The sequence below is a fragment of the Pseudomonas sp. FG1 genome (assembly GCF_034313875.1).
In the GTDB taxonomy this organism is placed as follows: Bacteria; Pseudomonadota; Gammaproteobacteria; order Pseudomonadales; family Pseudomonadaceae; genus Aquipseudomonas; species Aquipseudomonas veronii.
This window is the reverse complement of the sequence record NZ_JAVIWP010000001.1, coordinates 5,525,816-5,544,568: the sequence shown is the minus strand read 5'-3', so window position 1 is coordinate 5,544,568 and position 18,753 is coordinate 5,525,816. Positions and strand designations below refer to the sequence as shown.

The 18,753-nt window shown below is 63.4% G+C and carries 16 protein-coding genes; 9 read left to right on the top strand and 7 right to left on the bottom strand.

The window, feature by feature from the left end:
* Positions 1–2: 2 nt before the first annotated feature.
* The 9 genes from RGV59_RS25235 (at position 3) to RGV59_RS25195 (ending at position 11,551) form a co-directional block, all read left to right on the top strand.
* The gene (locus RGV59_RS25235; protein ID WP_046382816.1) at positions 3–878 is read left to right on the top strand and encodes a substrate-binding periplasmic protein; all 876 of its coding nucleotides are present in this window, start codon (positions 3–5) and stop codon (positions 876–878) included.
* 9 nt (positions 879–887) lie between these two features.
* Positions 888–1,649 carry a quinoprotein dehydrogenase-associated SoxYZ-like carrier gene (locus RGV59_RS25230; RefSeq protein WP_126585769.1) on the top strand — a complete coding sequence of 254 codons (762 nt, stop codon included), beginning with the start codon at positions 888–890 and terminating at the stop codon, positions 1,647–1,649.
* A 16-nt stretch (positions 1,650–1,665) separates the two neighbouring features.
* Complete coding sequence (locus RGV59_RS25225; RefSeq protein ID WP_046382818.1) at positions 1,666–2,598, top strand: quinoprotein relay system zinc metallohydrolase 1; 933 nt, start codon at positions 1,666–1,668, stop codon at positions 2,596–2,598.
* 135 nt (positions 2,599–2,733) lie between these two features.
* Positions 2,734–4,509 carry a PQQ-dependent methanol/ethanol family dehydrogenase gene (locus tag RGV59_RS25220; protein ID WP_046382819.1) on the top strand — a complete coding sequence of 592 codons (1,776 nt, stop codon included), beginning with the start codon at positions 2,734–2,736 and terminating at the stop codon, positions 4,507–4,509.
* 121 nt (positions 4,510–4,630) lie between these two features.
* Entirely contained in the window at positions 4,631–6,151 is a 1,521-nt protein-coding gene (locus RGV59_RS25215) for an aldehyde dehydrogenase family protein (RefSeq protein WP_017847476.1), read from the top strand.
* Between the two features lie 1,124 nt (positions 6,152–7,275).
* Positions 7,276–7,347 (top strand): pyrroloquinoline quinone precursor peptide PqqA, encoded by a 72-nt coding sequence (gene pqqA / locus RGV59_RS25210; RefSeq protein WP_010209364.1) that lies wholly within the window; start codon positions 7,276–7,278, stop codon positions 7,345–7,347.
* 127 nt (positions 7,348–7,474) lie between these two features.
* Complete coding sequence (gene ercA / locus RGV59_RS25205; protein WP_017847475.1) at positions 7,475–8,638, top strand: alcohol dehydrogenase-like regulatory protein ErcA; 1,164 nt, start codon at positions 7,475–7,477, stop codon at positions 8,636–8,638.
* The gene (locus RGV59_RS25200) at positions 8,622–9,992 is read left to right on the top strand and encodes a hybrid sensor histidine kinase/response regulator (protein WP_017847474.1); all 1,371 of its coding nucleotides are present in this window, start codon (positions 8,622–8,624) and stop codon (positions 9,990–9,992) included. Before ercA ends, RGV59_RS25200 begins: the two co-directional genes overlap by 17 nt.
* Before the next feature lie 80 nt (positions 9,993–10,072).
* Positions 10,073–11,551 (top strand): DASS family sodium-coupled anion symporter, encoded by a 1,479-nt coding sequence (locus tag RGV59_RS25195; protein WP_017847473.1) that lies wholly within the window; start codon positions 10,073–10,075, stop codon positions 11,549–11,551.
* Positions 11,552–11,654: 103 nt separating this feature from the next.
* On the opposite strand, the gene RGV59_RS25190 is transcribed toward RGV59_RS25195, so the two are convergent.
* The 7 genes from RGV59_RS25190 to RGV59_RS25160 all read right to left on the bottom strand — a co-directional run bounded on the left by RGV59_RS25190 (position 11,655) and on the right by RGV59_RS25160 (position 18,596).
* Entirely contained in the window at positions 11,655–12,536 is an 882-nt protein-coding gene (locus RGV59_RS25190) for an aldose 1-epimerase (protein WP_322247063.1), read from the bottom strand.
* Positions 12,536–13,816 (bottom strand): TRAP transporter large permease, encoded by a 1,281-nt coding sequence (locus RGV59_RS25185; protein WP_017847471.1) that lies wholly within the window; start codon positions 13,814–13,816, stop codon positions 12,536–12,538. Before RGV59_RS25185 ends, RGV59_RS25190 begins: the two co-directional genes overlap by 1 nt.
* A 1-nt stretch (position 13,817) precedes the next feature.
* Positions 13,818–14,345 carry a TRAP transporter small permease gene (locus RGV59_RS25180; RefSeq protein ID WP_057004482.1) on the bottom strand — a complete coding sequence of 176 codons (528 nt, stop codon included), beginning with the start codon at positions 14,343–14,345 and terminating at the stop codon, positions 13,818–13,820.
* 66 nt (positions 14,346–14,411) lie between these two features.
* On the bottom strand, positions 14,412–15,374 hold the full coding sequence (locus tag RGV59_RS25175) for a TRAP transporter substrate-binding protein (RefSeq protein ID WP_126585766.1): 963 nt from the start codon (positions 15,372–15,374) through the stop codon (positions 14,412–14,414).
* A gap of 51 nt (positions 15,375–15,425) precedes the next feature.
* Positions 15,426–16,301 carry an SMP-30/gluconolactonase/LRE family protein gene (locus tag RGV59_RS25170; protein ID WP_126585765.1) on the bottom strand — a complete coding sequence of 292 codons (876 nt, stop codon included), beginning with the start codon at positions 16,299–16,301 and terminating at the stop codon, positions 15,426–15,428.
* A gap of 30 nt (positions 16,302–16,331) precedes the next feature.
* Positions 16,332–17,147, bottom strand: a complete 816-nt coding sequence (locus tag RGV59_RS25165) for an NAD-dependent epimerase/dehydratase family protein (protein ID WP_126585764.1) — start codon at positions 17,145–17,147, stop codon at positions 16,332–16,334.
* A 186-nt stretch (positions 17,148–17,333) separates the two neighbouring features.
* Entirely contained in the window at positions 17,334–18,596 is a 1,263-nt protein-coding gene (locus RGV59_RS25160) for an OprD family porin (protein ID WP_126585763.1), read from the bottom strand.
* Positions 18,597–18,753: the final 157 nt, after the last annotated feature.

The following is an 18,753-nucleotide window of genomic DNA, read 5'->3' as shown; positions in this document are numbered from 1 at the left end:
CCATGCGCCTGTTCGCTTATGTGCTCGGCCTGGCCCTGCTGTGTTGCCAGACGGCACAGGCGCAGGTGCGCAGCTATGACCAGATGATCGCCGCCGGTGAGTTGAAAGTGGCGGTGTACAAGGACTTTGCCCCCTACAGTTTCGAAGACGGTGCCACCCCGCGCGGGGTCGACGTGGAGCTGGCCGAGGCCCTGGCCAAGGCGCTGGGGGTGCAGCTCAAATTGATCTGGGCGCCGGCCGGGGAAAAACTCGACGACGACCTGCGCGACTACATCTGGCGCGGCAGCCAGTTGCATAACCAGCAACTGGCCGACCTGATGATGCGCGCACCCTACGACCACGACTACGCGCAAAGGCGTAACGATCAGGGCGAACTGGAGAACGGCCATGTGGTGATGTTCGGGCCGTACCAGAACGAACAATGGCAGGTGGCCTACGACCGCCGCCGCCTGGACAAGGTCGCCAGCGTGGCGGTGTTCGAGGAGCACCCGATCGGCGTCGAAGTCGACAGCGTGCCGTCGTTCTACCTGACCTCGGTGTTCAACGGCATGCTCGCCCGCCAGACCCATCACTACCCCGGTGTACCCCAGGCGTTCGCGGCGATGAAGGCCGGTGAAGTCGACGCGGTGATGGCGATGCGCGGCGAGATCGACTGGCAGGTGCATCAGGCACGCGATCCGCAACTGGCCCTGGCGCAAAACGCTTACCCGAGCATGGGCCGGCAGCGCTGGGAGATCGGCATGGCGGTACACGAAAGCAATCGCCAGTTGGCCTATGCGGTGGAAGAGGCGCTGGAAGGCCTGATCCGCGACGGTTCGCTGCAAACCATCTACAGCCATTACGGCCTGCAGTACGAAGTGCCCGAAATGTACCAATAGGAGCAGGCGATGAACTGGCGACTGAACTGCATGTTGGCCTGCTGGTTACCGTTGGCGGCCCACGCCGTGGCCGTCGAACCGGGCACGGACCCGGTGCCGTCGGTGATGTGGGCGTTCTACCACAAGCAGTTGCTGGCCGATGCGCCGTTCGTGTTCGATGAGCGGGTCAAGCTGCTGGCGCCGCCGTTCGCCGAAGATGCGCGCCAGGTGCCCCTGGAAATCGACGCGCGGGCGTTCACGGGGCACGTGGTGAAGATCCTTGCCTGGGCCGAACTCAACCCGTTGCCCAGGATTGTCGATTTTCAGCCCAAGGCCGGGGTGCTGCCCTGGCTGTCGATCCGTATCCGCATCGAACAGGCCACGCCCCTGCGTGCGGCGGTGCTCACCGATGACGGGTTGTGGCACGTCGGCTCGGCCCTGATCGACGCGGCCGGCGGCGGTTGCACCGCGCCCAGCGTGGTCCGCACCCAGCCGGGTTGGGAAGAGCATATCGGCGAAGTCCTCGGCGGGCGTTACCCACGCGGCGAATTCAGCCGGGTGCGCGTACAGGTGGCGCACCCGATGGATAACGGCATGGTCAGCGGCATCCCCGAGTTCTATCTCAACCACGCGCAACTGCGTGGCCAGGACGGCCAGGTGCTGGCCGAGCTGGTGCTGTTCCCGGCGGTCAGCGAAAACCCCAACCTGGCCTTTGACATCGACGCACCCGGGCCGACGCGCCTGGTGCTGCGCGACAACAGCGGCAATGAATTCGACGCAGCCATTCCCTGACCAGAAGGAGCGCGGCATGCGCTGGATTCTATTGTTGTGCCTGAGCTTGAGCCTGCCCGCCGTGGCCGACCTCGACTACGCCCTCAAGCCACGACTGATCGCCGACGACACCTGGCTGCTGGAAGGCAGCACCGACAATTTCGCCAAGGACAACGGCGGCAATATCGTCAATACCGCGTTCATCGTCACCGAGGCCGGCGTGGTGGTGATCGACACCGGGCCGTCGCGGCGCTACGGCGAAGCCCTGCGCCGGGCGATCGCCAGCGTCACCGACAAACCGGTGATCCAGGTGCTGCTGACCCACCACCACCCCGACCATGCGCTGGGCAACCAGGCCTTCAAGGACGTGCCCATCGGCGCCCTGGCCGGCACCACGCGCCTGCTGCATGAGCAGGGCGACGGCATGGCGGAGAACCTCTACCGCATGGTCGGCGACTGGATGCGCGGCACCGAAGTGCAATTGCCCACGCAAGTGCTCGAACCCGGTGTGCTTAGCTTTGGCCGCCACGACCTGCGCCTGCTCGCGCTGACCGGCCACACCGACGCCGACCTGGCCATCCTCGACCAGACTACCGGCGTGCTGTTTGCCGGCGACCTGGTGTTCTTCCAACGCGCCCTCACCACCCCCAACAGCCCCGGGCTGGCGGCGTGGCTGGCGGACATCGACACCCTGCAGGCCTTGCCCTGGACCCTGGTCGTCCCCGGCCATGGCCCGGTGGCCAACGATGCACAGCCGTTCGCGCAGATGCGCGACTACCTGACCTGGCTCGACCAACTGCTGCGCGACGGCGCCGCCCACGGCAGCGACATGGCCGAGATGATCCGCAGCCCCATCCCCGAGCGCTTCGCCGCGATCAACCTGAGCCGCTATGAACTGATCCGTAGTGTCAGCCACCTGTACCCGCGTTACGAGCGCGAGCAGATGCAGCGCGTGGATTCGGCGCGCTGACGGACCGGACCCGCTACTAAGGAACTAGCAATCTCGATACTGCGGTCAATTGTGACAACCGCCCCTGCGCCCAAGAATCTGTACCAGACCGGGAAAATTTCCCGGGTATAACAAAAAACCGCAGAGGTAGCCGTCATGACCCAACCCGCACGCCGCCAACCCTTCGCCTTGAGTGTGTTGCTCGGTGCCATTCTGTTATCCGGCCAGGCCATGGCGGCCGTGACCGATCAGGAGATTCTCCAGGACCCGAAAAACCCCGGGCAGATCGTCACCAACGGTCTGGGCGTCCAAGGCCAGCGCTATAGCCCGCTCGATACCCTGAATGTGGACAACGTCAAGGACCTGCGCCCGGTCTGGGCGTTCTCCTTTGGCGGCGAGAAACAGCGCGGCCAGCAGGCGCAGCCGATGATCAAGGACGGGGTGATGTACCTCACCGGGTCCTACTCGCGGGTGTTCGCGGTGGACGCACGCACCGGCAAGAAGCTCTGGCAGTACGATGCGCGTCTGCCCGATGACATCCGCCCGTGCTGTGACGTGATCAACCGCGGCGTGGCGCTATACGGCGACCTGGTGTTCTTCGGCACCCTCGACGCCAAGCTGGTGGCCCTGAACAAAGACACCGGCAAAGTGGTGTGGAGCAAGAAAGTCGCCGACCACAAGGAAGGCTACTCGATCAGCGCCGCGCCCCTGGTGATCAACGGCAAGCTGATTACCGGCGTGGCCGGCGGCGAATTCGGCGTGGTGGGCAAGATCGAAGCCTACGACCCGAAAAACGGTGACCTGCTGTGGACTCGTCCGACCGTTGAAGGTCATATGGGCTATGTCTACAAGGACGGCAAGGCCGTGGAAAACGGCATTTCCGGCGGCGAGGCGGGCAAGACCTGGCCTGGCGACTTGTGGAAAACCGGCGGCGCGGCACCGTGGCTGGGCGGCTACTACGACCCGGAAACCAACCTGCTGCTGTTCGGCACCGGCAACCCGGCGCCGTGGAACTCGCACTTGCGCCCTGGCGACAACCTCTACTCGTCCTCGCGTCTGGCGCTGAACCCGGATGACGGCACCATCAAGTGGCACTTCCAGACCACGCCCCATGACGGCTGGGACTACGACGGCGTGAACGAACTGGTCTCCTTCAACTACACCGAAGGCGGCAAAGAGATCAAAGCGGCGGCCACCGCCGACCGTAACGGCTTCTTCTACGTGCTCGATCGCACCAACGGCAAGTTCATCCGCGGCTTCCCGTTCGTCGACAAGATCACCTGGGCCACCGGCCTGGATAAAGACGGTCGGCCGATCTACAACGAAGCCAGCCGCCCCGGCGCGCCAGGCAGCGAAGCCAAGGGCACCTCGGTGTTCGTCGCCCCGGCGTTCCTCGGCGCGAAAAACTGGATGCCGATGGCCTATAACCGCGACACCGGGTTGTTCTACGTGCCGTCCAACGAATGGGGCATGGACATGTGGAACGAAGGCATCACCTACAAAAAAGGTGCGGCGTTCCTCGGTGCGGGCTTCACCATCAAGCCGCTGAACGAAGACTACATCGGCGTGCTGCGCGCCATCGACCCGAAAACCGGCAAGGAAGTCTGGCGCCACAAGAACTTCGCGCCGCTGTGGGGCGGGGTCCTGACCACCAAGGGCAACCTGGTGTTCACCGGTACGCCGGAAGGCTTCCTGCAGGCGTTCAACGCCAAGACCGGCGAGAAGGTCTGGGAATTCCAGACCGGCTCCGGCGTGCTCGGCTCGCCTGTGACCTGGGAAATGGACGGCGAGCAGTATGTCTCGGTGCTCTCCGGCTGGGGCGGCGCGGTGCCGTTGTGGGGCGGTGAAGTGGCCAAGCGCATCAAGGACTTCAACCAGGGCGGCATGCTCTGGACCTTCAAATTGCCTAAAGAACTGGTCGCCAAACACTGAATCTACGACCAAATGACAAGAGCCCTCCTGCCAACGGCGCATTCGCCCGGCAGCGGGGGCTCTTTACTATCGGGTCATCGCCTGTTGACCGACAGGCCCGGACCCAGACAGAGGCTTTAACATGATCTACGCACAACCTGGCACCCCTGGCGCCATCGTCAGCTTCAAGTCACGCTACGGCAACTTCATCGGCGGCGAATTCGTTGCGCCGATCAGCGGTGAATACTTCACCAACACCTCGCCGGTGACCGGTGAAGTGATCGCCGAATTCCCGCGTTCCAACGCCGCCGACATCGACAAGGCCCTCGACGCGGCCCACGCCGCCGCCGACGCCTGGGGCAAGACCTCGGCCCAGGATCGCGCCCTGGTGCTGCTGAAAATCGCCGACCGCATCGAACAGAACCTCGAAGTGCTGGCCGTCACCGAAAGCTGGGACAACGGCAAAGCCGTGCGTGAAACCCTCAACGCCGACGTGCCGCTGGCCGCCGACCACTTCCGTTACTTCGCCGGCTGCATCCGCGCCCAGGAAGGCGGCGCCGCCGAGATCAACGAACACACCGCCGCCTACCACTTCCACGAGCCGCTGGGCGTGGTCGGGCAGATCATCCCGTGGAACTTCCCACTGCTGATGGCCGCCTGGAAACTCGCCCCGGCCCTGGCCGCCGGCAACTGCATCGTGCTCAAGCCGGCCGAGCAGACGCCGCTGTCGATCATGGTGTTTGCCGAGCTGATCAACGACCTGCTGCCAGCGGGCGTGCTGAACATCGTCCAGGGCTTTGGCCGTGAAGCCGGCGAAGCGCTGGCCACCAGCAAGCGCATCGCCAAGATCGCCTTTACCGGCTCTACCCCAATCGGCGCGCACATCATGCATTGCGCGGCCGAGAACATCATTCCGTCGACCGTGGAGCTGGGCGGCAAGTCGCCGAACATCTTCTTCGAAGACATCATGAATGCAGAGCCGCAGTTCATCGAGAAAGCCGCCGAAGGCCTGGTGCTGGCGTTCTTCAACCAGGGCGAAGTGTGTACCTGCCCGTCGCGGGCGCTGGTGCAGGAGTCGATCTACGACGACTTCATGAAAGTGGTGATGAAAAAGATCGTCAAGATCAAGCGTGGCAACCCGCTGGACACCGAAACCATGGTCGGCGCCCAGGCGTCCGAGCAGCAATACGACAAGATCCTGTCCTACCTCAAAATCGCCCAGGAAGAGGGCGCCGAACTGCTCACCGGCGGCGCGGCCGAGCGTTTGGAGGGTGACCTGTCCAGCGGTTACTACATCCAGCCGACCCTGCTCAAGGGCCATAACAAAATGCGCGTGTTCCAGGAAGAAATCTTCGGCCCGGTGGTGGGTATCACCACCTTCAAGGACGAAGCCGAAGCCCTGGCCATTGCCAACGACAGCGAGTTCGGCCTGGGTGCCGGCCTGTGGACCCGCGACATCAACCGCGCCTACCGCATGGGCCGGGCGATCAAGGCCGGCCGCGTGTGGACCAACTGCTACCACCTGTACCCGGCGCACGCCGCGTTTGGCGGCTACAAAAAGTCCGGCGTGGGGCGTGAGAACCACAAGATGATGTTGGATCACTACCAGCAGACCAAGAACCTGCTGGTGAGCTACGACATCAACCCACTGGGCTTCTTCTAACCCCGACTTGAAATGCAACCTAATGTGGGAGGGGGCTTGCCCCCGATAGCGGTGGATCAGTCATGCATGTCTTGGCTGACAAGCCGCCATCGGGGGCAAGCCCCCTCCCACATTTTGATCGGCGTACACCCGTTTCGGCACAGCAAGAGGGCTTTGCCTGTTGGATCACTACCCGCAGACCAACCCCCTGGGCCTCTTCTAACCCCGACTTGAAATACAACCCAATGTGGGAGGGGCTTGCCCCCGATAGCGGTGGCTCAGTCAGGCATGTCTTGGCTGACCCACTGCCATCGGGGGCAAGCCCCCTCCCACATTTTGATCGGCGTACACCCGTTCCGGCACAACAAGAGGGCTTTGCCTGTTGGACCACTACCTGCAGACCAACCCCCTGGGCCTCTTCTAACCCCGACTTGAAATACAACCCAATGTGGGAGGGGGCTTGCCCCCGATAGCGGTGGCTCAGTCAGGCATGTCTTGGCTGACCCACTGCCATCGGGGGCAAGCCCCTCCCACATTTTGATCGGCGTACACCCGTTCTGGCACAGCAAGAGGGCTTTGCCTGTTGGATCACTACCCACAGACCAACCCCCTGGGCTTCTTCTAACCCCGACTTGAAATACAACCCAATGTGGGAGGGGGCTTGCCCCCGATAGCGGTGGCTCAGTCAGGCATGTCTTGGCTGACCCACTGCCATCGGGGGCAAGCCCCCTCCCACATTTTGATCGGCGTACACCCGTTCCGGCACAGCAAGAGGGCTTTGCCTGTTGGATCACTACCCACAGACCAACCCCCTGGGCTTCTTCTAACCCGACTTGAAATACAACCCAATGTGGGAGGGGGCAACCCCCTCCCACATTTTGATCGGCGTACACCCGTTCCGGCACAGTAAGCGGGCTTTGCCTGTTGGATCACTACCTGCAGACTAACCCCCTGGGCTTCTTCTAACCCCGACTTGAAATGCAACCAACTGTGGGAGGGGGCAATCCCCCTCCCACATTTTTGATCGGTGTACATCTGCTACCAAGGCATGCTTCAGGCTCGTTCGAAAGTAGCATTCGCACCCCCATCCCCCCATGCATTAATGCCATTACCGGAATCTTCCGGCACAACAAGAGGATCGCCCCATGTGGACTAAACCCGCGTTTACCGACCTGCGTATCGGCTTTGAAGTGACCATGTACTTCGCCAGCCGCTGATTCACCCCCGGCCAGCCTCGCGCTGGCCGGGGTCGTTTGGGGAATGACTCTTTGGTCTGATTGCATTCGCGCGCGGATGGGTTAGTGTGGAGCGCATCTCTCAAAAATAATAAAAATAGGCTTTCCAATGAGCCCAAATCTCAGCCTTCTGCGTAAGTTCGTTTCGCCTGAAATCATCTTTGGTGCCGGCTGCCGGCACAACGTCGGTAATTACGCCAAGACCTTCGGTGCGCGCAAAGTGCTGGTGGTCAGCGACCCCGGTGTGATCGCCGCCGGCTGGGTCGCCGACGTGGAAGCCAGCCTGCAGGCCATCGGCATCGATTACTGCCTGTACAGCGGCGTCTCGCCCAACCCCCGCGTCGAAGAAGTCATGCTCGGTGCCGAGGTGTACCGCGACAACCATTGCGACGTGATCGTGGCCATCGGCGGCGGCAGCCCGATGGACTGCGGCAAGGCCATCGGCATTGTGGTCGCCCATGGGCGCAACATCCTCGAATTCGAAGGCGTGGACACCATTCGCGTGCCCAGCCCCCCGCTGATCCTGATCCCCACCACCGCCGGCACTTCGGCGGATGTCTCGCAGTTCGTGATCATTTCCAACCAGCAGGAGCGCATGAAGTTCTCCATCGTCAGCAAGGCGGTGGTGCCGGACGTGTCGCTGATCGACCCGGAAACCACCGCGAGCATGGACCCGTTCCTGTCCGCCTGCACCGGCATCGATGCGCTGGTGCATGCGATCGAGGCGTTCGTCTCCACCGGCCACGGCCCGCTGACCGACCCCCACGCGCTGGAAGCCATGCGCCTGATCAACGGCAACCTGGTGCAGATGATCGCCAACCCGGCGGACATCGCCCTGCGCGAGAAGATCATGCTCGGCAGCATGCAGGCGGGGCTGGCGTTCTCCAATGCGATCCTCGGCGCGGTGCATGCCATGTCCCACAGCCTCGGCGGCTTCCTCGACCTGCCTCACGGCCTGTGCAACGCGGTGCTGGTGGAGCATGTGGTGGCGTTCAACTACAACTCGGCGCCGGAGCGCTTCAAGGTGATTGCCGAGACGTTCGGCATCGACTGCCGCGGCCTGACTCATCCGCAGATCCGCGGGCGGCTGGTCGAGCATCTGATCGCGCTGAAGCGTGCCATCGGCTTCCACGAAACCCTCGGCCTGCACGGCGTGCGGGTGGCGGACATTCCGTTCCTGTCCCAGCACGCCATGCACGATCCGTGCATCCTCACCAACCCCCGCGAATCGAGCCAGCGTGACGTCGAGGTCGTCTATGGCGAAGCTCTCTGACGACCAGCAGCGCGCCCTGGCCGGGCTGCTGGGGTTGGGCGACCAGTCTGCGCGCAAGAGCCACTACCCGGAACTCACGGCCCGCCTCGATGAGCTGGAGGCCGAGCGCAACCGCTACATCCGCCTCAACGACGAACTGGAGCAGCGGGTGGCGGCGCGCACCGACGAACTGCTCGAAGCCAACCGCAACCTGCAACAGCAGGTCGCCCAGCGCGAACAGGTCGAACAGGAACTGCGCGACGCCCGCGACGCCGCCGAGGCCGCCAACCGCAGCAAGGACAAGTACCTCGCCGCCGCCAGCCATGACCTGTTGCAGCCGCTCAACGCCGCACGGTTGCTGATCGCCACCCTGCGCGAACGGTCGTTGCCGAGCGTCGAGCAGGTGCTGGTGGAGCGCACGCACCAGGCCCTGGAAGGTGCCGAGGATTTACTCACCGACTTGCTCGATATCTCGCGGCTCGACCAGGCAGCGGTCAAGCCGGACGTGGCGCTGTATCGCCTGGACGAGCTGTTTGCGCCGCTGGTCTCCGAATTCCAGTCCGTCGCCCTGGCCGCCGGACTGAATCTGCGCGCACACACCGGCCATTACGCGATCCGGACCGACCTGCGCCTGGTGACGCGGATTTTGCGTAATTTCCTCAGCAACGCCTGCCGCTACACCGACGATGGCTGCATCCTGCTCGGCGCCCGTCGTCGCGGCGATCACCTGCGCCTGGAAGTGTGGGACACCGGGCGCGGCATCCCGGCCGACCGGCTCGACGCGATCTTCCTCGAATTCAACCAACTGGACGTCGGCCGCGCCTCGGACCGCAAGGGCGTGGGCCTGGGGCTGGCGATTGTCGAGCGGATCGCTGAGATTCTCGGTTACCCGGTGGCGGTGCGCTCGTGGCCGGGACGCGGGTCGATGTTCAGCCTCGAAGTGCCGATCAGCGAAGAAATGCCGTTGGCCATCAGCCAACTGCCCACGCAACCGACCACCGGCAACCCGCTGCCGGGGCGGCGTTTGCTGGTGCTGGACAACGAAGTCAGCATCCTCGAAAGCATGAGCGCGCTGCTCGGGCAGTGGGGCTGCGAGGTGGTCACGGCCACCGACCAGGCCGGCGCGTTGCTGGCGTTGCAGGGCAGGGCGCCGGAACTGATCCTGGCGGACTATCACCTGGACCACGGCGTGGTGGGCTGTGAGGTGGTCAAGTACCTGCGCGAGCATTTTGCCCAGACGATTCCCGCCGTGATCATCAGCGCCGACCGCACCGACCAGTGCCGGCGCATCCTGCGGCGGCTGGACGCACCGTTGTTGAACAAACCGGTCAAGCCCGGGAAGTTGCGGGCGGTGTTGAGTCAGTTATTGGCCTAGAGGTTTGATACCTGTCAACACCGCGTGCGGCATTTTGCGCCATGCTCCCAGCCTGATTTGACGCCGACGGAGACTCCCCCATGAGCGCCCCCGCAACAACCGCTGCATCATTCAAGTTGCCCTTGGGCCTGGTCGTCGCTGTACTGGTGATGGTCGGGGTGCTGCTGTTACCGCTGCCCGCGGATTTGCCGGTGGCCGGGCATCGCATGCTGGCGATCCTCGCGTTTGCGGTGGTGGTGTGGATCAGCGAGGCGGTGTCCTATGAGGCCAGCGCGATCATGATCACCTCGCTCATGGCGTTCTTGCTCGGCACCGCGCCGTCGCTGCAAGACCCCGCGCACCTGATCGGCTCCAGCCCGGCCATCGGCATGGCGCTGACCGGCTTCTCCAACCCGGCGCTGGCGCTGGTGGCGGGGGCGTTGTTCATCGCCGCCGCCATGACCCACACCGGCCTGGATCGGCGCATCGCCCTGGTCACGCTGACCCGGGTCGGCACCAGCACCCGCGGCATTCTGCTGGGGGCGATCGCGGTGACTATTCTCCTGAGCCTCGTCGTACCCAGCGCCACCGCGCGCAGTGCCTGCGTGGTGCCGATCATGATGGGCGTGGTGGCGGCGTTTGGCGTCGATAAACGCTCCAACATCGCCGCCGGCCTGATGATCGTGGTGGCCCAGGGCACCAGCATCTGGAACGTCGGCATCCAGACCGCCGCCGCGCAGAACCTGCTGACCGTTGGGTTCATGGACAAGATGCTCGGCCAGCGCGTGTCGTGGATCGACTGGCTGATTGCCGGCGCGCCATGGGCGCTGATCATGTCGGCGGTGTTGCTGTTCCTGGTGATCAAACTACTGCCGCCGGAAAGCGACAGCATCCCCGGCGGCAAAGAAGCCGTGGCCCAGTCGCTGGTGGACATCGGCCCGATGACCGGCCCGCAAAAACGCCTGCTTGCCGTGTCGGTGCTGTTGCTGTTGGCGTGGGCTACCGAAGGGCGCCTGCACAATTTCGACACCACCTCGACCACCTACGCCGGGCTGGTGTTCCTGCTGTTGCCGGGGATCGGCGTGATGACCTGGAAGGATGTGCAGTCGCGGATTCCGTGGGGCACGGTGATTGTGTTCGGCGTCGGCATCAGCCTCGGCACGGCGTTGCTGACCACCCAGGCCGGGCAGTGGCTGGGTTCGCAAGTGGTGGCGCACACCGGGCTGGACCAGGTCGGGCCGTTGGGTGTGTTTGCCATCCTCGGGGCGTTTTTGATCGTGATCCACTTGGGGTTTGCCAGTGCGACGGCGTTGACCTCGGCGTTGTTGCCGATCCTGATTGCGGTGTTGCAGACCCTGCCGGGGGAGTTCAACCGGTTGGGGATGACCATGCTGTTGGGGTTTGTGGTGAGCTACGGGTTTATCCTACCGATCAATGCGCCGCAGAACATGGTGTGCCTGGGGACCGGGACATTCACGGCGCGGCAGTTTGCCAAGGTGGGGGTGTTGGTGACGCTGATGGGTTACTTGTTGATGTTGGTGTTTGCGGCGACCTACTGGAGTTGGCTTGGCTGGATCTGATAGGGCGTGTCATGGGGTCGCCAATGCAAAGGAGATCCAATGTGGGAGGGGGCTTGCCCCCGATGGCGGTGGGTCAGTCATGCATGTAGTGGCTGACATATTGCTATCGGGGGCAAGCCCCTCCCACAGTTGGAATGTATTTCAGGGTGAAATTGAGTTGGGTCTGCTGGTTGTGTTCCAGCAGTTTCAGGCCCGGCCTGCCCGGCAAGTGATGGGCATTCACCGGATGGCTCACCGGCTCGATGCAGAAGAACCCCAACCCCGGCGGGCAGTACAGCAGGAAGTAATCGGCGCCCGTGGCCTGGCATTCCAGGGTGTAACCCAGCTCCGGCTGTTCGATCCGGCAATGCCCGTCCCATTGGCAAAAACCGTTGTCGACCAACGCTTGGGGCAATCCCTTGAGCTGTTGGAAATCCCAATCGGCGTGTACGGGTGCCAGCGCCGTCGGCAGCTTGGACGCATCACTCATCCATACCTGCCCAGCCTTGGCCTGCAACCGCGTACCCGCCCGGCGCGGGAAGTAAGGATGCAAGCCCAAACCGTGCCACGCGGCGGCTTCGGCCAGATGCGTCACGCTCAGCCCGATACTCAACACGCCGTTGCTCAACCCAAACCGCTGCTCGGCGCGATAGGCGAACGGCGTGGCGCATTCCAGCGCAAGCAGCACTTCATCCGCCGACTGGCTGACCACGCGCCACGCCTGTTGCCAGGCCGAACCGTGAATCGGCAGCGGATCGGTCGCGCTGTTGGGCGTGAGTGCCAGCCAGCCGGCCGGCGTGTCGAAACCGCCGTTGGCAATGCGATTGGACCACGGCGCGAGGGGATAGCAGGCCAGTTTGCCGGGCAGGCCGGTGTCCAGCGCCGCTTGATCGCTAGGCCGCAGCAGGGGCTGGCCGCTGGCGCGCACGCGCCAGTTGACGATGCTGCCGCCCACGGCCGGGGCGAGGGTGAGGTGGGTCAGGTGATCTTCCAGTTCAATCAGCATCACAGCACCAGCCCTGGCAGCCACAGCGATAACGCCGGAATGTAAGTCACCGCGATCAGCACCAAAAACAGCACGCCATAGAACGGCAGCAGCGCCTTCACGGTGTTCTCGATACTCACCTTGCCCACCGCCGCCCCCACGAACAGCACCGCGCCGACCGGTGGCGTGATCAGGCCGATGCCGAGGTTGACCAGCATGATCATGCCGAAGTGAACCGGGTCGACGCCGATGCCGAGCACCACCGGCAGCAGGATCGGCGTGAGGATCAAAATCAGCGGCGCCATGTCCATCACCGTGCCGAGCAACAGCAGCATGGCGTTGATGCACATCAGGATCACGTAGCGGTTGTCCGACAGGGTCAGGAACAGCGTGGTGATCTTCGCCGGGATCTGCATCAGGGTCATGATGTAGCCGAAGCTGGCCGCGAAGGCGATCAGGATCATCACGATGGAAATGGTGCGTACCGTGCGGTGCATCAGCTTGGGCAGCTCGTTCCATTTGTAGTCGCGGTAGATGAACATGGTCACGAAGAATGCCCACAGCACCGCGATCGCGGCGGACTCGGTGGCGGTGAAGATGCCCGACAGGATGCCGCCGAGGATGATCACCATGGCCATCAGGCCCCACAGTGCGTCGGCGCAGATTTTCAGCGCTTGCTTGAGCGGGATGACTTCGCCCTTGGGGTAGTCGCGCTTCTTCGCGAAGATCAGGCACAGCACCATCAGGCACGCGCTCATCAGCAGGCCCGGGACCACGCCGGCCATGAACAGCGAGGCGATCGACACCGTGCCGCCCGCCGCCAGGGAGTAGAGCACCGAGTTGTGGCTGGGCGGGGTCAACAGCGCCTGCACCGAGCCGCTGATGGTCACCGCCGTGGCGAACTCCCGGGGGTAGCCACGGCGCTCCATTTCCGGGATCAGCACCGAGCCGACCGAGGCGGTGTCGGCCACCGAGGAGCCGGAGATCGCACCGAAAAACGTCGAGGCCATGATGTTCACCAGGGACAAGCCGCCGCGCACAAAACCCACCAGCACCCCGGCGAACGCCACCAGCCGCCGCGACATGCCGCCCTCGGCCATGATCGCGCCGGCCAGCACGAAGAACGGAATCGCCATCAGCGAAAACTTGTTCACCCCGCCAGCGATCTGAATCATCAGGGCCTGGTACGGAATGTCGATCCACCACGCGCCGATCAACGCCGACAGGCCCAGGGCATAGGCCACTGGCATGCCGATCAGGATCAAGCCGACAAAGCTGCCCAACAGAATCAATGCGTCCATATCACGCAGCCCCTTCGCTTTCTTCAACCAGATCGAAGCGCACGACCCGTCGGTTGCTCTGGTCACCGAGCACGAGTTTTTCCACCACGAAGACCAGGGTCAGCAACCCGCCGATCGGGATCGGCATGTAGGTGATGCCCACGCGCAGGGTGGGGATGGCGCTCATGAACTGGTTCCAGGTGGACAGGCACAGCTTGCTGCCCCAAATGGTCATGAACAGGCAGATGGTGCCCATCAGCAGTTGCGAGAGGATGCCGACGACCTGGCGTTGGCGCGCAGGCAGGCGGTCGGTGATCATCGCCACCGACATATGCGCCCCGGCGCGGTAGCTGGCGGCGGCGCCGATAAAAGTGAACACCAGCATCAGCAGGATGGCGGTGGGCTCCGGCCAGCTGGAGCCGGTGCCGAGGATGTAGCGGGCGAAGATGCCCCAGGGGATGATCAGCGCGACCCCGAGGACCGAGAGGCCGGCGACCCAGATGCAGGTCATGTAGAGGCGGTCGTTGATGCGCAGCACTAGATTCTTCATGGCGTTCACCGTGACCGGGCGCGTCGATGCCGACCGCGCCGGGCCTTATGCGAGAGGCAGGGCGGGTTATTGAACGGCGTCGATGCGCGCGATGATCTCGGCGTAAGGCGCGCCGTACTTGGCGCGAACCGCGGCGGTGGCGTCGTAGAAGGGCTGTTTGTCGACGCGGATGAACTCCACGCCAGCCGCCTTGAGTTTTTCCTCGCTGCTGGCGGATTTTTTATCCCACAGCACACGCTCATCGGCCTGGGCGGCCTTGGCGGCGTTCTTCACCATGAGCTGTTGCGCGGGGGTGAGCTTGTTCCAGGTGATTTTCGACATCACGATCGGTTCGGGCAGGATCAGGTGCTCGGTGAGGGTGTAGTACTTGGCGTTTTGAAAGTGGTTGTGTTCCAGCAGGGTGGGTGGGTTGTTCTCGGCACCGTCGATCACCCCGGACTGCAAGGCACTGAAGATCTCGCCGGTGTCCATGGCGATACCGTTGGCACCCATGGCGTTGAAGGCATCGATGAACAGCGGGTTGCCCTGCACGCGAATCTTCATGCCCTTGAGGTCTTCGATCTTGCGCACCGGTTTTTTGCTGTAGAGGTTGCGCGTGCCGCCGTCCATCCAGGCCAGGGCGACCAGGCCGAATTCGGAGTCGGTGATCTTGGCGAGGATTTCATCGCCGATCTCGCCGTCGATGACTTTGCGCATATGCGCCTGGTCGCGGAACACGAATGGCAGGTTGAACACGTTCACGTCCGGCACCACCGGGCCGACGATGCCGAGGCTGACCCGGGTCATCTGGATCGCGCCGACCTGGGCTTGTTCGACGACTTCTTTTTCCGAACCCAGGACGCCCCCGGGGAAGTACTTGAAGGTCAGTTCGCCGTTGCTTTCTTGGGTGAGGGCCTTGCCCATGTTCTCTTCGGCCACGACGGTGGGGTAGCCGGCGGGGTGGATGTCGGCGAATTTGATTTCCAGCGCGTGGGCGGCGCTGCTGAGGGTGAAGATTGCGGCGGCGAGCAAGGTGCGTTTGAAGTCCATGGGCGGTCACTCCTGTCTTGTTATTGTTGTATTCACGGCACAGCGATGCAGCTAGAGGGTGAAGCGGGGTTCGGGCAGTCCTGTCGTGCCGGGGTTGAGGGCGAATACGCCGCCGGACAGCGACTGTTCGCTCTGGTCGTCACGGATCGAGGTGACGAACAGGGTGTCCAGGCGACTGCCGCCAAAGGCGCACATGCTGGGTTTTTTCACCGGCACGCGCAGGGAGCGGTCCAGGCGACCGTCGGGGGTGAAGCGGTGGATCAGGCCGGCGTCGTTGGCGCAGATCCAGTAGCCGCCGTCGACATCCACGGCCGCGCCATCGGGGCGGCCTTGGTGTGGCTGCATGTCGACAAACACGCGGCGGTTGGACGGTGTGCCGGTGTCGGTGTCGTAGTCGAAGGCCCAGATCTGTTGCACCAGCGGGTGCGAGTCCGAGACATACATCGTGCGGCCATCGGGGCTGAAGGCCAGGCCATTGAGGGTGATAAAGCCGTCCAACTGCGCATGCGGCGCGGCACCCGACGCGTAACGGTAGAGGATGCCTGCGGGCGCATTTGCGCTCATGTCCCGCACCATGCTGCCGGCCCAGAACCGGCCCTGGCGATCGCAGCGCCCATCGTTCAGGCGCATGTCCGCGCGCGGGTGCGCGACCTCGGCCAGGGGCGTGGTGTCGAGGCTGCCGTCGTTGTGCGCGGTGAGCTGGAAAAAGCCGCTTTCCATCCCGGCGACCCAGTTGCCCGCATCGGTGCGGGCAATGCAGGCGAGCATCTGCGGGGCTTTCCACGCGTCGATATGGCCGGTGGCGGCGCTCCAGCGTTGCAGGCCGCCGTTGGGAATATCCACCCAGTACAGGGCGTTTTCTTCGGGCACCCACACCGGGCATTCGCCTACGGCGTTGCGGGCGTCGACAATCAATTCAGCAGTCATGGCAACTCACTCCCTTGGGTTAGTGTGACGTCAGTCACCGAACGGCCCGGCGGCGCAGAACGCACCGCCCTGGTAGACCTTGGCCGGGTCGTCGGCGGCCAGCGGCGGCTGGCGCTCGACCTGGGCGCGGAATACTTCGGAGCTGTCTTTGGGGGTGAAGCCCAGGTGTGCGGCGTAGCGGTTGTCCCACCAGGTGTCGAGGTTGGCCGACATGCCGTAGACCACGGTGTGGCCGACGTTCGGCGTGTACAGCGCGCGTTCGAGCAGTTGGGTCAGGTCATCGAAGCTCAGCCAGGTGTGCATCATCCGGCGGTTCTGCGGTTCGGGGAACGACGAGCCGATGCGGATGCTCACGGTCTCGATGCCGTAGCGGTCGAAGTAGAAGCTGGCCATGTCTTCGCCGTAGGACTTGGACAGCCCGTAGTAACTGTCCGGGCGACGCGGCGAGTGGGCGTCGAGGTGCTCGCCCTGTTGATAGAAGCCGATCACATGGTTGGAGCTGGCGAAAATCACGCGCTTGACGCCATGGCGGCGGGCGGCTTCGTAGATGTGAAAAATCCCGCAGATATTGGCGCCGAGGACTTCTTCGAACGAGCGCTCCACGGATACGCCACCGAAATGCAGGATGGCGTCGACGCCTTCGACCAGGTGGTGTACCGCGTGTTTGTCGGACAGGTCGCAGGGCTGCACTTCTTCATTGGCGCCGGCGGGGGCCATGTCGGCGATATCCGACAGGCGCAGCACCTGGGCATACGGCCGCAGGCGTTCGCGCAGCACTTTGCCCAAGCCGCCGGCGGCACCGGTGAGGAGGAGGCGGTTGAAGGGCGCTGGGGTAGTGGTGGTCATCTGGATTCCAGTTTTTGTTGTAGGTTGTCGTATGACTATGCCGAAGTATTGTTAGAGAGTCCCCGCTTGTCAATGTGGGAGGGGGCTTGCCCCGATGGCTGTGGGTCAGTCACAGAGACATTGCCTGATACACCGTCATCGGGAGCAAGCCCCCTCCCACAATGGATGTGCCCGGGTTTTAGATCTTTAAAGCAACGAAATCGGGTAGCTGACGAAGACCCGGTTCTCATCGAACTCGTTATTGCTGAAGTCCCGGCGCATGGTCGAATTGCGCCAGCGCACGTTGAGGTTCTTCAAGACACCGCTCTGCACCGTGTAGGCCAGTTCCGATTCGCGGCCCCATTCCTTGCCATCGGTGATCGTGCCGGTGTGGACGTTACTGCCGCTGATGTAGCGGTTCATCAGGGTCAGGCCCGGAACGCCGAGCGCCGCGAAGTTGAAGTCGTGGCGCAGTTGCCAGGATTTTTCCTTGGCGTTGTCGTAGCTGGCGTTGTAGCTGTCGTTGGCCAGGGTGCCGCCGCTGGTGCCGTTGACCCGCATCCATGCGCTGTCGCCGCTGAGTTTCTGCAGGCCGACGTAGAAGGTGTTAGCGCCGTATTTGGCCGAGAGCAGGGCGAACGCGGTTTTGTTGTCCAGGTCGCCGGCCAGGGCGCTGCCGTCTTCCTTGCTGTTGAAGAAGCCGAGGTTGGCGCCCAGGGTCCAGTCGCCCAGCGGCTGGCTGTGGGTCAGGTTGAGGTACTGCTGTTGGTAGATGTCGGTCAGTTCGGCGTACCACAGGCCGACCTGGGTGCGCTTGTCGTTGAAGGTGTATTCGGCGCCGCCGAAGTTGAAGCGGTCTGAGGTGAAGGCGGCTTTGCCGTTCATGAACATGTCTTCCATGCTCGCATCGTTGCGCGGGCTGTTGCCGCGAAACTGCCCGCCGTAGAGGGTCAGACCGGCGATTTCATTGGAGGTGACCTGGCCGCCCTGGAAGGTTTGCGGCAGGGAACGGCCATCGTCGGAACGCAAAATCGGCAGCACGGGCATCCATTCGCCGATTTTCAGTTCGGTCTTCGACAGCTTGGTTTTCAGCGCCACGCCCAGGCGCCCGAAGTTGTCAGCGGGGCGACCGTCGTCGTGAACCGGCAGCAACTGGGTGCCAGCGGTACCTTTGCCGCCGTCGAGCTTTTGCGAGTACAGGCCCAGCACATCAATCCCGAAGCCCACGGTGCCCTGGGTGTAACCGGATTTGGCGTCGAGGATGAAGTTCTGCGTCCACTCTTGGGCCTTGGCCTGGGGGTTGGACGGGTTGGTGAAATTGCGGTTGAAGTAGGCGTTGCGTAAGTTGAGCGTGGCCTTGGCGTCGTCGACAAACCCTTCGGCCTGGGCGATGAGGGGCAGGGTGAAAGCCAGGCTGCCGAGGCCGATAAGGCCGAGATGCGAGGAGGAATTGCGGGCGGATGGACGCACAGTGACGCTCCCTTGGGTTTGTTGTTTTTATTATTTGTCATACGTCGTCGTACAACATAGGGGTGATATTTGCGGGGTTTTTGTGGCTTGTCAATCAGAAGTTATACGATGACTACGCTTCACTGAGCAGAAGTGGTCGTGGTCCAGTGGGGAAGCT